General features: G+C 72.8%; 12 protein-coding genes and 1 pseudogene. 6 read left to right on the plus strand and 7 right to left on the minus strand.

Going from position 1 to position 12,442, the window contains the following annotated elements; genetic code table 11:
- Positions 1–22: 22 nt before the first annotated feature.
- The 3 genes from ACIQRW_RS13885 to ACIQRW_RS13895 all read right to left on the minus strand — a co-directional run bounded on the left by ACIQRW_RS13885 (position 23) and on the right by ACIQRW_RS13895 (position 3,660).
- Positions 23–1,084, minus strand: a complete 1,062-nt coding sequence (locus ACIQRW_RS13885; protein WP_403758836.1) for a FecCD family ABC transporter permease — start codon at positions 1,082–1,084, stop codon at positions 23–25.
- Positions 1,085–1,122: 38 nt separating this feature from the next.
- Positions 1,123–2,181 (minus strand): FecCD family ABC transporter permease, encoded by a 1,059-nt coding sequence (locus ACIQRW_RS13890; protein WP_403758839.1) that lies wholly within the window; start codon positions 2,179–2,181, stop codon positions 1,123–1,125.
- A 120-nt stretch (positions 2,182–2,301) separates the two neighbouring features.
- Positions 2,302–3,660, minus strand: a complete 1,359-nt coding sequence (locus ACIQRW_RS13895; protein ID WP_403758842.1) for a lysine N(6)-hydroxylase/L-ornithine N(5)-oxygenase family protein — start codon at positions 3,658–3,660, stop codon at positions 2,302–2,304.
- 248 nt (positions 3,661–3,908) lie between these two features.
- On the opposite strand from ACIQRW_RS13895, the gene ACIQRW_RS13900 reads away from it, so the two are divergent.
- Positions 3,909–4,856 (plus strand): methionyl-tRNA formyltransferase, encoded by a 948-nt coding sequence (locus ACIQRW_RS13900; RefSeq protein ID WP_397924665.1) that lies wholly within the window; start codon positions 3,909–3,911, stop codon positions 4,854–4,856.
- Positions 4,857–4,884: 28 nt separating this feature from the next.
- Here ACIQRW_RS13900 and ACIQRW_RS13905 read toward each other — a convergent pair whose 3' ends face one another.
- Positions 4,885–5,484: a hypothetical protein gene (locus ACIQRW_RS13905; RefSeq protein WP_403758845.1), complete on the minus strand. Its 600-nt coding sequence runs from the start codon at positions 5,482–5,484 to the stop codon at positions 4,885–4,887.
- A 332-nt stretch (positions 5,485–5,816) separates the two neighbouring features.
- On the opposite strand from ACIQRW_RS13905, the gene ACIQRW_RS13910 reads away from it, so the two are divergent.
- Both ACIQRW_RS13910 and ACIQRW_RS13915 read left to right on the plus strand, forming a co-directional pair.
- Positions 5,817–5,978, plus strand: coding sequence for a hypothetical protein (locus ACIQRW_RS13910; RefSeq protein WP_403758848.1), 162 nt, complete (start codon positions 5,817–5,819; stop codon positions 5,976–5,978).
- 53 nt (positions 5,979–6,031) lie between these two features.
- Positions 6,032–7,129 carry an NAD-dependent epimerase/dehydratase family protein gene (locus ACIQRW_RS13915; RefSeq protein WP_403758851.1) on the plus strand — a complete coding sequence of 366 codons (1,098 nt, stop codon included), beginning with the start codon at positions 6,032–6,034 and terminating at the stop codon, positions 7,127–7,129.
- Between the two features lie 52 nt (positions 7,130–7,181).
- Here the strand turns inward: ACIQRW_RS13915 and ACIQRW_RS13920 are convergent.
- Both ACIQRW_RS13920 and ACIQRW_RS13925 read right to left on the minus strand, forming a co-directional pair.
- Positions 7,182–7,512, minus strand: a pseudogene (locus ACIQRW_RS13920) (two-component sensor histidine kinase); the annotation flags it as partial.
- The gene (locus ACIQRW_RS13925) at positions 7,509–8,306 is read right to left on the minus strand and encodes a response regulator transcription factor (RefSeq protein ID WP_403758854.1); all 798 of its coding nucleotides are present in this window, start codon (positions 8,304–8,306) and stop codon (positions 7,509–7,511) included. The pseudogene ACIQRW_RS13920 and the gene ACIQRW_RS13925, both read right to left, overlap by 4 nt.
- A 124-nt stretch (positions 8,307–8,430) precedes the next feature.
- Here ACIQRW_RS13925 and ACIQRW_RS13930 point away from each other — a divergent pair, with 124 nt between their 5' ends.
- The 3 genes from ACIQRW_RS13930 to ACIQRW_RS13940 are packed head-to-tail and all read left to right on the plus strand — an operon-like array spanning position 8,431 to position 10,708.
- A complete protein-coding gene (locus ACIQRW_RS13930; protein WP_403758856.1) occupies positions 8,431–9,192 on the plus strand; it encodes a glycosyltransferase family 2 protein in 762 nt (253 codons plus the stop codon).
- Positions 9,189–9,836 (plus strand): DUF2064 domain-containing protein, encoded by a 648-nt coding sequence (locus ACIQRW_RS13935; RefSeq protein WP_403758859.1) that lies wholly within the window; start codon positions 9,189–9,191, stop codon positions 9,834–9,836. Before ACIQRW_RS13930 ends, ACIQRW_RS13935 begins: the two co-directional genes overlap by 4 nt.
- On the plus strand, positions 9,833–10,708 hold the full coding sequence (locus ACIQRW_RS13940) for a class I SAM-dependent methyltransferase (RefSeq protein WP_403758862.1): 876 nt from the start codon (positions 9,833–9,835) through the stop codon (positions 10,706–10,708). The genes ACIQRW_RS13935 and ACIQRW_RS13940 overlap by 4 nt, the downstream gene beginning before the upstream one ends.
- 394 nt (positions 10,709–11,102) lie before the next feature.
- Here ACIQRW_RS13940 and ACIQRW_RS13945 read toward each other — a convergent pair whose 3' ends face one another.
- Complete coding sequence (locus ACIQRW_RS13945) at positions 11,103–12,374, minus strand: molybdopterin-dependent oxidoreductase (protein WP_403758865.1); 1,272 nt, start codon at positions 12,372–12,374, stop codon at positions 11,103–11,105.
- Between the last annotated feature and the right edge of the window lie 68 nt (positions 12,375–12,442).

Raw genomic sequence — 12,442 nt, forward strand, 5'->3', positions numbered from 1 at the left:
AGGTTCGCCTTACTTCTACCATCTACCGGAGGTTCGCCCGTACCAACAGGTAGACGAGGAACGGTCCCCCGATCACCGCGGTGACCACCCCGACCGGCAGACCGATCGGCAGCGCCGCGCGGGCGACCAGGTCCGAGCCGATCAGCAACAGCGCGCCCACCAGGCCGGAGGCGATCAACGGCGGCGTGGACCAGCGCGCCAGCCGCATCGCCACCTGCGGTGCCACCAGGGCGACGAACGGCACCGGACCCGCCGCGCTCACCCCCACCGCGGCCAGTAGGACGGCACAGAGCAGCAGGACGGCCCGAACCCGCGTGAACCGTACGCCCAGCCCGGCGGCGACGTCGTCGCCGAGGTGCATGGGCTTGAACGGGAAGGCCACCGCGGCCACGACGACGAGCAGGACGAGCGTGCACCAGAACGCCACCCGGACCTCGTCCCAGCTCCGGTTGTCCAGCGAGCCGATCAGCCACACCTGGGCGCGCGCCACGTCCCGGATGTCGGCGGAGGCCAGCAGCCACACCGTGATGGCCTGCATCGCCGCGGTGACCGAGATGCCGATGAGGATGAGCCGGAAGCCGTCGATCCCGCGTCGCCAGGCGAGGAAGTACACCAGCAGCCCCGTGCCGAGGCCGCCCAGGAGGGCAGCCGAGGACAGCCCGACCGAACCGGCGATCGCCGCGGCGGTGCCGCCCGTCGTCGTCACCAGGAACACCGCGACGGCGCCGGCTCCGGTGGTGATCCCCAGGATGTCCGGGCTGGCGAGCGGATTGCGCGCCACGGACTGGGTGATGGCCCCGGAGACGCCCAGGGCGATGCCCACGATGAGCCCGGCCAGCGCCCGGGGCATCCGGAGGTCCATGACCACGAACTCGTCGACCTGTTCGCCCCGGCCGAAGATGGTGGCGATGACCCGCGAGAGGCCGATGGGAAAGTCACCGACGGCGATGGAGAGGCAGAAGACCAGGAAGGCCGCCGCCGCGAGCACCAGCGTGACCAGTACGAGCCAGGGACGCCAGACGAACGACACCTGGCCGAGCCGCACGCCCGGCGGCACCGACGCTCGCACTTCGGTGCCACTCATGGGCTCCTGGACTTCCCTCATGTGCTCGTGAACCCGCCTCATGCGCTCTTGAACTTTCCTCGCCACACCAGGAGCGCGAAGAACGGGGCTCCGAGAAGGGCGACGACGACGCCCGACTCCAGCTCTCCCGGCCGCACGACCAGGCGGCCCACGATGTCGCAGACCAGCAGCACGCCGGCACCGAGCAGCCCCGCGTACGGCACCAGCCAGCGGTAGTCGGGGCCGGTCAGATAGCGGGCCACGTGGGCCACCATGAGCCCGAGGAAGGCGATGGGGCCACTGGCCGCCGTGGCGGCCCCCGCCAGCAGCGTGATGGCGACGATGCCGATGGTCCGGCTCACCGCGATGTTCACTCCCAGACCGCGCGCCACATCGTCGCCCAGGTTGAGCAGGTTGAGGGCGGGCAGCGTGATCAGCGCCAGGACCAGCCCGACGGCGATGAACCCCGTCACCGGCCAGATGACGTCGAAGCCGACGCCGGCGACAGAACCCGCGTTCCAGAATCGCAGCGCGTTCAACGACTTCTGGTCGGACAGGGCCACCGCCGTGGTCATCGCCGCGAGGAAGACCGTGACGCCCTGTCCGGCCAAGGCGAGGGTCAGGGGGTTGCCCGCGCCCCTGCCGATGCTGGCCAGGCCGAAGACGACGACGCCGGCGATCCCCGCGCCCACGAAGGCGAACCAGACGTACTGGAACGGGTCGGTGAACCCGAACAGGGCGATGACCGACACCACGGCGAAGGAGGCTCCGGCGTTCACGCCCAGCAGTCCCGTGTCGGCGATCGGGTTGCGCGTGTACCCCTGGATCAGCGCGCCGCCCACGCCCAGGGCCAGCCCCGCCACGATCGCGAGGACCGTGCGGGGCACGCGCACGGTCTGCACGATGAGCCGGATCTCGGTGAGCTTCTGGTCGGGCTCGGGGTCCGCGAACAGCCCGTGCCAGACCTCGGTGGGGCTCAACGCGCGCGCCCCGACGGCCAAGGACACCGCTGCCGCGATCACCAGGGCCGCCGTGAGGACGCCCAGCCCGACGACCCGCCGTCGGCGGGTGTCGGTCGTCTCCCCGGGCACGGGGCGCTCCACCTCAGTCGTGAACATGTCGAGGAACGATATCCCTTTGATCGGAGCGGTCCCGCGGGGCCCGCCCGGCAGGTCGCCGGGCAGGTCGCCGGGCGGGCCGGAAGCCGGACTCCCGGTGCGTCCACGGCGCTCGACGCGCTAGCGCGGGGTGGCGCCGCCGGCCCCCTCCGCCACCGGCCGGGACTCGTCGGAGGTGGACTTGACCCGGCGGTCGAGCAGGGAGTCCAGGATCTCGCCGACCCGTATCGCGGTGTTGGAGAGCAGCGAGGTGGTGATGCCGTGCGTGTGCTCCGTACCGCCCTGGAGGTAGATGCCGCAGCGCAGGCCGGGGTCGGTCACGATCCGGTAGTCGCGCTCGACCCGTACGCGGCCGGCGTCGTCACGCGGGCAGCGCTCTCCGACCTCGCCGAGGACGCCGAGCGGGTCGGCGGGGCTGTATCCGGTGGCGAACACCACGACGTCGGCGTCCAGTTCCGACTCCTCGTCGGTCACCAGGGATCTCACGGTCGCCCGGACCCCGTCGGCGCTCTCCTTGACTCCGGTGACCCGGGACACGTTGAGGAAGCGCAGCCGTTCGGTTCCCAGGACCTTCTCGCGGTACATCTGGCGGTAGAGGTCGTCGATCAGATCGATGTCCACCACGGAGTAGTTGGTGTTGCCGTGGTAGGCCATCAGCCGGCTCTTGACCTCCTCGGGGGCGGCGAAGTAGTCGTCGACCGCGTCGGGGTCGAAGATCCGGTTGGCGAAGCTGCTGTCGTCGGCGGGGCTGTAGCCGTAGCGGGAGAAGACCGCGCAGACCTCGGCGTCGGGGAATCGGCGGTGCAGATAGGCGACGTTCTCGGCGGCACTCTGGCCGGCGCCGACGACGACGAACCGCGAGGGCGAGGCGTTCTCCAGGCCGTCGACCTTCCGCAGCAGGTCGGAGTTGTGCCAGACGCGTTCGCCGCGTTCCACGCCCTTGGGCATGAGGGGGCGCAGCCCGGTTCCGATGACGAGGTTGCGGGCCCGGTGGACAGCCAGCCCCTCTCCGGACCGGACGGTCACGTCGAGGTACTCCACCGTCCCGTCGTGCACGAACGGTGTGACGGCGACGACCTCGTGGCCGTAGGAGACCAGGTCGTCGACCTTGGCCGCGGCCCACTCGAAGTAGTCGTGGAACTCCACACGCAGCGGGAAGAGGTTCTTGTGGTTGATGAAGTCGATCAGCCGGCCCTTGCTCTGCAGGTAGCAGAGGAAGCTGAATTCGCTGGCCGGGTTCCGGAGCGTCACCAGGTCCTTGAGGAAGGACACCTGCATGGTGGCGTCGTCGATGAGCATGCCGCGGTGCCAGCCGAAGCTCGACTGCTGCTCGAAGAAGTGGGCGGTGACCGAATCCTGCCTGCCGACTTTGCTGTTGTGCTCACTGAGCGCGATCGCCATGGCCACATTCGACGGGCCGAAGCCGATGCCGATGAGGTCGTGGACCAGTGGTGTGTCGCCAGGAAGAACCTGTGACATGTCACTCCCATTCGTCTGGGAAAGTCGCCTGTCAGGCGTGGGGGTTGATGGCGGAAGGTGGGCAGGCCGACGGAGTTGCCCACCTCGACTTAGGCGAGCCTAAGCTCACCAACAAGCCTTGTCGATAGGGCAAATGAGGTGGCGTTCCACTGACGGCCCGTCATCGACGGTCGATGGCATGCCATGTTGCCGACTCAGGTGAGGCTTGCTTTACTTGCCCGGCCCATCCCTGCCCCGAGGAGGAACCCATGCGGGTCGTCATGTTCGGTTATCAGACCTGGGGGCACCGCACCCTTCAGGCCCTCCTCGAATCCGAGCACACGGTGGTGCTGGTCGTGACGCACCCCAGGAGTGAGCACGCGTACGAGAAGATCTGGAGCGACTCCGTCGCCGATCTCGCCGAGGAGCACGGGGTCCCCGTCCTGATCCGCGAACGTCCGGACGACGAGGAGCTGTTCGAGCGCCTCAAGGAGGCGGACGCGGACATCATCGTGGCCAACAACTGGAGGACCTGGATACCGCCGCGCATCTTCGGCCTCCCCCGCCACGGCACGCTGAACGTTCACGACTCGCTGCTGCCGAAGTACGCCGGATTCTCGCCGCTGATCTGGGCGCTGATCAACGGCGAGAGCGAAGTCGGCGTCACCGCGCACCTCATGGACGACGAACTCGACGCCGGCGACATCGTCCGCCAGGAGGCGATAGCCGTCGGCCCGACCGACACCGCCACCGACCTCTTCCACCGCACCGTCGACCTCATCGCCCCGGTCACCATCGGCGCACTCGCCCTCATCGCCTCCGGACAGACCGAGTTCACCCCGCAGGACCGGTCGAAGGCGACCTTCTTCCACAAGCGGGCCGCGGAGGACATCCGCATCGACTGGAACTGGCCCGCCGAGGATCTCGAACGGCTGATCCGCGCCCAGTCCGCCCCTTACCCCAGCGCCTTCACCTTCCACCGGGGCCGGCGGCTGGAAGTCCTCTCCGCCGTCGTGTCCCAGAACCGCTACGGCGGCACGCCCGGCCGGGTGTTCTACCGGGAGGGCGAGGGCGTGGTGATCGTCGCCGGGGCCGACGCCCGCACCGGCCGCAACCACGGCCTCGCGATCACGCGCGTACGGACCGAGGACGGCCGCGAGCTGCCCGCGACCGAGTACTTCACCTCAATGGGCGGCTACCTCACCGGCCGCCCCTGATCCGGGGGGACTGTCGCCGGGCGCCCGCTCAGCGGGCCGGGTCGGCGCCCGGGGCCGTCGAGGCATCGATGCGGACCAGCCGATACCCCTTGAGCTCCGCCTTCTTCTTCCGGCCAGGCGACATGGTCCGTCGGCGCGCGCTCTGCGCCGCGCCGAAGAGCGCGCCGAGCCGGGGGTTGCCTCGCCTCAGGCGATAGAAGGCGTCCCGCTTCGCCCCCACCAGTGCCCCCACCGCGACGAACGGCACGCCGCTCAGGATGGCGTCCAGTGCCACCCTGAGCACTGCCGGGTTGGTGGCGACGTCCGGTACCACGTCATGCACATGCGCCAGGGACCTGGCCGCCGCGAGGGCGGCGTCGAAGACCGGGTCCTCGGCCCGCCAGGACGCGAGCAGACGCTCGGAGATTCCCGCGGCGGAAGCACAGCCTTCGGCTCCGAGCCCCATGGCCGCCGCCCGGACCGCCTCGGCCCGCCGTTGCGCCTTCTCCTCCTTCAGGGACATGGCCGGCCGCAGTGCCTCCGCCAGAGCGCGCTCCGCGGCCCTCGCGGCATCCAGCCCGGCCACCACGGCCTCGGCCCAGGCATCCGGTCGCTCGCCCGCCATGTCGCCCGCCGACCGATCGCTCAAGGGACCGCTCCTCTCCCACGACATGAGTTGTTTAAGGTGCAACCATATGCGTGATGTCCGTGGCGAGCGCGTCCGGGAGGACCGCCCACCGCGGGGCCGAGCACCGACGGACGTCCCGGCCGCCCGGTCAGCCCGCCGTCGTCACGTCGCCCCGGCCCAGGGGGTGCGGTCCGGCACCTTCGTCCGGCAACGGGGCCGGCGGCTCGCCTCCCGCCCGGTCGAAGTCGGTGAGCGCTTCGATGACGCCACGACACCAAGCCGGACGAAGCCGCCCACCCCTGCCGCGCGGCCGGCGGCGGCGCCTCGCCCGACTGCCCATAGCCTTCTACCGCGTGGGTCTCGGCTCGGTCTTCGGCCGGCGCCTGCTGCTCCCGCACCACACCGGCCGGAACAGCGGCCTGGACCGACGGGTGGCCCTGGAGGTCGTCGCGCACGACCGCGGGGCCGGCGGGTGCGCCGGCCGGGACGTCGGACACGTCCTTACGGACCCGTGACGTGTGCGCGCCGCGCCCGGCCCGACGGCTCGCCGGGCCCTAGCGTGGCGGTCATGCGCGTACTGGTCACCGGCGGAGCCGGGTTCATCGGGTCACATGTCGTCGCCGCACTCGCCGCCGCCGGACACGAGAGCGTGGTGCTGGACGCCCTGCTGCCCTCGGCACACGCCGGCGGCACGCCTCCGGAGCCGCCGGGCGACCGGGTGGTCGTCGGGGACGTCCGGGACCGGGAGACGGTGGCGGACGTGCTGGCCGGGGTGGACGCCGTGTGCCACCAGGCGGCCATGGTCGGCCTCGGCAAGGACTTCGCGGACGCCCCGCTGTACGTGGGGTGCAACGACCTCGGTACGGCGGTGCTGCTGGCGGAGATGGCCGCTGCCGGGGTCCGGGACCTGGTGCTGGCGGGGTCGATGGTGGTCTACGGCGAGGGTCGCTACGCCTGCCCCCGGCACGGCACAGTCCGCCCCGGACCGCGCGCGGAGGCCGATCTGCGGGCGGGGAACTTCGAGCCGCGCTGCCCGGACTGCGGGGCGGAACTGACCCCCGGCCTGGTGGCCGAGGACGCACCCGCGGACCCGCGCAACGTGTACGCGTCGACGAAGCTGGCCCAGGAGCACCTCGCCGCCGCGTGGGCACGGGCGACGGGCGGCCGGGCGGTGTCGCTGCGCTACCACAACGTGTACGGGCCGGGGATGCCGCGCGACACCCCGTACGCCGGTGTCGCCTCGTTCTTCCGCTCGGCCCTGGCGCGCGGTGAGGCCCCCCGGGTCTACGAGGACGGGGGCCAGCGGCGCGACTTCGTCCACGTCCATGATGTGGCGGCGGCGAACACGGTGGCCCTGGAGGCGGTACGGGAGCGGCGGCCCGCGTCCTTCGCCGCGTACAACACCGGCAGCGGAGAGCCGCACACCATCGGGGAGATGGCCGCCGCGCTGGCCGGCGCGCACGGCGGGCCGGACCCGGTGGTGACCGGGGAATACCGCCTCGGGGACGTACGCCATGTCACGGCGGACTCGCGGGCGCTGCGCGAGGAACTGGGCTGGCGACCCCGGGTCTCCTTCGCCGCGGGGATGGGGGACTTCGCGGCGGCCCCGCTGCGTGGTTCGGCGGGCAGCCGGCAGGAGAGCGCCGTCACGCTGTCGGGAGCGTGACGGAGCAGCAGCCGCCGCCCTGTACGTTGCGCACCTCGGCGCGCCCGGCGTGCGCCTCGACGATGCCGCCGTCGCCGAACGAACGCGTGGCCAGAGTCAGTTCACGGCTGTGGGCGGCCACCCAGCGACCCAGCAGGACGGCGGTGGCCAGGGCAGCCAGGCGGCGACGGTCGTGACGACGTAGAGGTCGTGGGACGAGAGGACCATGGCCCGGGCGACCGTCAGCGTCCCGGCGAGCATCGCCGTGACGCCACCTCGGCGACGACGCTCAGCGGGACCACCGGCGAACGGTGCCGCAGGAGACGCAGGACGCCCACGCCGAGGAGCCCGGCGGCCGCCGCGCCGAGAAGGGCGAAGAGCGCGATGAGCAGGACGTCCTTCACCGCGAACAGCCCCCGGTCGGCGGCACGGGGGCGGTGTCCACGCCCTCCTCCGTACGGTCCGCTTCGGCGTCCAGGCGGTAGCCCACGCCCCACACGGTGCGGATCAGCCGGGGGCGGGCGGGATCCGTCTCGACCTTGCCGCGCAGTCTGCGGATGTGGACGGTGACCGTCGACAGATCGCCGAAGTCCCACCCCCAGACCTCCCGCATCAGCTCCTCCCGCCCGAACGCCTTCCCGGGGTGCCGGAGGAGGAAGGCGAGCAGGTCGAACTCCCGCACTGTCAGGGCCAGTCCGTGCCCGTCGCGGTAGGCCCGCCGGGCCGCCGGGTCGAGGCTCAGCCCGCCCGCGGACAGCGGGCCGGCCCCGTCCGCCGGTACGGCGGCCCGGGCGCGGCGCAGCACGGAGTCGACCCGCAGGACCAGTTCGCGCGGGCTGAACGGCTTGGTGACGTAGTCGTCGGCGCCGGTCTCCAGTCCGAGGATGCGGTCCTCCTCGTCACCGCGGGCGGTGAGCATGATGACGGGGACCGGGCCGTGCTCGCGCATCCGGCGGCAGACCTCGAACCCGTCCATGGCGGGGAGCATCAGATCCAGGACGACGAGATCGGGCCGGTGTGCCGCGAACCGTGTCAGCGCGGCGGGACCGTCGCCGGCCTGCTCGACGGTATAGCCGGCGCGGTGCAGATAGCCGACGACGACCTCGGCGACGGTGGGGTCGTCGTCCACGACGAGGACCCGGCCGCGCGCCCCCTGCGGGACGGGCACCGGATGCCGGGCGGGCGGGGTGTTCTCCATGGGCTCCACTGTGGCACCCCGCCCCGGGACACCCGGGGCCGACCGCCCCCCATCCGGCCGATGTCCATGTTTCGTAAGAACCTGATGCCCTGAATGCCGGAGTTGTCTCCGTAGGGTGGTGCGGGTGACCGATTCTTCTGCCGCTCTTCCGTTTCCGCCCGCCCCGCACACCGGCCTCCCCAGGGCCGACCTCGTGCTGCCCTGCCTCGACGAGGCGGCCGCGCTGCCCTGGGTGCTCGATCGCGTCCCCGACGGCTGGCGCGCGATCGTGGTCGACAACGGCTCGACCGACGGTTCGGCCGAGCTCGCCCGCTCCCTCGGCGCGCACGTCGTCACGGAGGGACGGCGCGGGTTCGGCGCGGCCTGCCACGCCGGGCTGCTCGCCGCCGAGGCCGAGTTCGTCTGCTTCTGCGACTGCGACGGCTCGTTGGACCCCGCGCTGCTGACCGGCTTCGTGCGGCGGATCGCGGACGGCGAGTGCGATCTGCTGCTCGGCCGCCGCCGCCCCGAGGGCCGGGGCGCCTGGCCCCCGCACGCGCGCGCCGGCAATCTGGCACTGGCCCACATGCTGCGCCGCCGCACGGGTCTGCGCCTGCACGACCTCGGCCCGCTGCGGGCGGCCCGCCGGAGCGATCTGCTCGCCCTGGACCTCACCGACCGGCGTAGCGGCTATCCGCTCCAGATGGTGGTCCGGGCCTCGGACGCCGGGCTGCGGGTCGCCGAGAGCGACGTCCCCTACCGGCCGCGCACCGGGAAGTCGAAGGTGACCGGCACCTGGCGCGGGACCTGGCAGGCGGTCCGCGACATGCGGGGCGTGCTGCGCGAGCCACCGGCTGACCGGGCGTCCGACCGGGCCGGGCGCGCGGAGACGGAGGCCGTTCGATGAGCGCGTACGGGCCCACGGAGTTCCTGGTCATCGCGAAGGAGCCGGTGGCGGGACGGGTCAAGACCCGGCTCTGCCCGCCCTTCTCCCCCGCCGAGGCCGCCGAGCTCGCCGCCGCGGCCCTCGCGGACACCCTGGAGGCCGTGCTCGCCCTGCCCGCCCGGCGGCGTGTCCTGGTCCTCGACGGACAGCCGGGCCCCTGGGTGCCCCCGGGCTTCGAGGTGGTGCCGCAGAGCGCGGGCGGTCTCGACGAACGTCTCGCCGCAGCCTTCGGCGGGTGTACGGGACCGGCCCTGCTGGTCGGCATGGACACCCCGCAGATCTCGTCCGCGCTGCTCGCCCCCGCTCTCGCTCCGGACGCTTGGGACGGCGTCGGGGCCTGGTTCGGTCCGGCCGAGGACGGCGGCTTCTGGGCCCTGGGCCTGGCGGATCCCGACCCGGCCCTGCTGCGCGGGGTGCCGATGTCCGTCCCGGAAACGGGTGCGGTGCAGCGGCGCCGACTGGTGGAGTCGGGGCTCGCCGTGCGCGATCTGCCGGTACTGGTCGACGTGGACACCGCTGCCGACGCCCACCGGGTCGCGTCGGCGGCGCCGGGCGGCCGGTTCGCCGCGGCGCTCGGCCGGCTGACCGGGGCGGGGGTGCGATGAGTACCACCGTGCCCTCGTCCGGGCTCGCCGCACCGGCCCCGGCCGACCGCGTCGAGGCCCCGGACGCCCACGGAGCGCACGTCGGCTCCACGGATACCCCCGGCGCCGCGCCGATCCGCACCGCCCATTGGGGCGCCGACCCGTACGCCAACGCCCTGCGCACCGGCCGCGGTCCGTTGTTCCTGCGCCGCAACGACGGCTGGCTGCTGCCGCTGGACGTGGAGCGCTGGTGCTCCGACGCGGGCTCCGCCGACCTGTCCGCGCTGCACCGGTGCGAGGGGCCGGTACTGGACATCGGCTGCGGGCCGGGGCGGCTGGTGGCGGAGCTGGCCTCGCTCGGACACCGGGCGCTGGGCATCGACGTCAGCGAGGCGGCGGTGGCCCGTACGCGTGGTCTCGGCGGCGCAGCTCTGCTCCGCAGCGTGTTCGACCCGCTGCCCGGGGAGGGCCGTTGGGGCACCCTCCTGCTCCTCGACGGCAACATCGGCATCGGGGGTGACCCGGCCGCCCTGCTGGACCGGGCGGCCGATCTGCTCGGCGTCGGCGGGCTGTTGATCGCCGAGACCGCCCCCGTCGACGTGGACGAACGGGTCCGGGTCCGTCTCGACGACGGCCGGGACGGAACGGACGGAAGGACCGCCCCCGCCTCCGCGCGCGACGCCGAGCCGTTCCCGTGGGCGCGGATCGGGACGCCTGCCCTGCTGCGACACGCCCGCGCGGGCGGCTGGCTCACGGCCGATCAGTGGGGCGCGGAGGGGCGGACCTTCGTCTCGCTGCGCCGGCCCGTACGGGAGCGGAGCGCCCGGACCAGCAGCCAGAGCGCGGAGAGCGCGAACAGCGCACCGGTGATCAGCAGCCAGTTGCCGAAGTAGACGTCCGGGGAGGTGCCGGCGGCGGCCTCGTACCGCCGTTCGGTGCGCCGGGCGATCAGCGGGAACCAGATCAGCAGGAGCAGCCCGGAGAGGAACGCCGGCACCCGGACGAAGTTCACCAGGGCCGGCCGGGGGCCGAGCGCGGCGCGCAGCGCCCGGTCGGCCCCCGCGTACACCGGCAGCAGCACCAGGTCGTGCAGGACGGCCGACGCGGCGAACCAGAGCAGCACGCCGACGGTGTCCCCGTCCAGCAGCCGTACGCCCGCGTAGCCGGCCAGGCAGAACGTGGCGGCGAGCAGCAGCAGGTGGAGCGGGCCCTCGCCGTACGGGCGGCGCGGCGAGAAACGCGGGCGGCGCGGGCCGGCGGACGCGGGCGGTACGGCTCGGGTGGACATCACAGCTCTCCGAACGTCAGGGTCTCGACCCATTTGGTGTTCAGCACCCCGGGCGCGGCGGGGACGATGATCCTGGCCGGGTAGCCGTGGTCGGGCGACAGCGGTGCGCCGTTCACCTCCAGTGCCAGCAGCGAGCGGCCGTCGCGGACCTGGTTGTCACGCAGCGCGGCCTTGCGGAACGAGCCGCTGCGCTGGAGCGACTCGACGAACACGCCCGGCGGCCGGTCCGGGTATCCGGCGAGCGCCGCCAGGTCGGAGAGCCGCACCCCGCGCCACTGCTGGTCCGAGGTCGACCAGCCCTCCACGCAGGCGATCGGGAGCGCGGCGCCGTGCTGTTCCATGGCCAGCAGTTCGGCACGGGAGAAGCGGAACTCCCCGGCCGGCCCCCGTACCGTCAGCCGCCAGCGCTCACCGGTGTCGGCGGGCCTGATCCGTACGGCGGCGGCGGTCTTGTTGATCTGGAAGGCGTTCGGGCCGGGTCCCGGGTCGGTGCCGCCGCGCGGGGTGAGGAGGGCGATGCGGCGCAGCGGCCCGTCGAAGCTGCGGCCGGCCGAGGTGACCAGCAGAAGGAGCGAACCGGCCCCCACGAGGGCCAGCGCGCCGCGCCGGGACAGGGTGGCGGGCAGCGGGTCGGGGGCGGCGAGGGTGTCCGGTTCGCCGCGCGGGATGCCGCCTCGCAACACCCGTACGGCCTGGGGCGTCTTGAGCGCCACATGGGTGACGAACCCTGCGAGGAAGACCCAGGCCCCGTAGAAGTGCAGGGTGTAGAAGGACCCGGGGAAGAGGTAGTCCAGCTGGATGTTGAGCAGTCCGGTGAGGAACTCGAACAGCGCCCCGCCCACGAGCAGCAGCAGCGAGATCCGCTCCAGGGCGTGGCCCACGGAACGGGCGGGCGGCAGCGCGAAGAGCCGGGGGATCACCGACCAGAGCTTGGCGAGCAGGACGGGCACGAGCACGATGCCGACGGTGACGTGCAGGCCCTGGGTCAGCCGGTAGAGCCAGTGCGGGCCGGTCGGCCAGGAGAACAGGTAGAAGCCGAGCCACCCCTTGCCCGGGGTCTTGTCGTTGACCCGGTTCAGGTCGGGGTTGTAGGCCGCGTACGAGAGCAGACCGGTGACGAACAGCAGGGTGAGTCCGGCGAGCAGGATGACGCCGAGCACGGCGGTGAAGCGCACTCCCCGCACGGGGCTGCGCCAGAATGCCGGGTCGGCAGGGGTGCGCAGGGCGCGGAGGGAGTCGGGGAGGGAACGGATGCGACGGCGTTCGGGCATGATGCCGACGCTAGGCGGGATCGGCGTCTACGGGCGGACGCGACTCCTGACGGAATTCTGACGTCGCG

The organism is Streptomyces sp. NPDC091287 (assembly GCF_044768525.1).
Classification (GTDB): Bacteria; Actinomycetota; Actinomycetes; order Streptomycetales; family Streptomycetaceae; genus Streptomyces.

Coding starts and splice junctions, on each gene's coding strand:
- ACIQRW_RS13885 (WP_403758836.1), bottom strand. CDS start 1,084: ATGAGTGGCACCGAAGTGCGAGCGTCGGTGCCGCCGGGCGTGCGGCTC.
- ACIQRW_RS13890 (WP_403758839.1), bottom strand. CDS start 2,181: ATGTTCACGACTGAGGTGGAGCGCCCCGTGCCCGGGGAGACGACCGAC.
- ACIQRW_RS13895 (WP_403758842.1), bottom strand. CDS start 3,660: ATGTCACAGGTTCTTCCTGGCGACACACCACTGGTCCACGACCTCATC.
- ACIQRW_RS13900 (WP_397924665.1), top strand. CDS start 3,909: ATGCGGGTCGTCATGTTCGGTTATCAGACCTGGGGGCACCGCACCCTT.
- ACIQRW_RS13915 (WP_403758851.1), top strand. CDS start 6,032: ATGCGCGTACTGGTCACCGGCGGAGCCGGGTTCATCGGGTCACATGTC.
- ACIQRW_RS13925 (WP_403758854.1), bottom strand. CDS start 8,306: ATGGAGAACACCCCGCCCGCCCGGCATCCGGTGCCCGTCCCGCAGGGG.
- ACIQRW_RS13935 (WP_403758859.1), top strand. CDS start 9,189: ATGAGCGCGTACGGGCCCACGGAGTTCCTGGTCATCGCGAAGGAGCCG.
- ACIQRW_RS13940 (WP_403758862.1), top strand. CDS start 9,833: ATGAGTACCACCGTGCCCTCGTCCGGGCTCGCCGCACCGGCCCCGGCC.
- ACIQRW_RS13945 (WP_403758865.1), bottom strand. CDS start 12,374: ATGCCCGAACGCCGTCGCATCCGTTCCCTCCCCGACTCCCTCCGCGCC.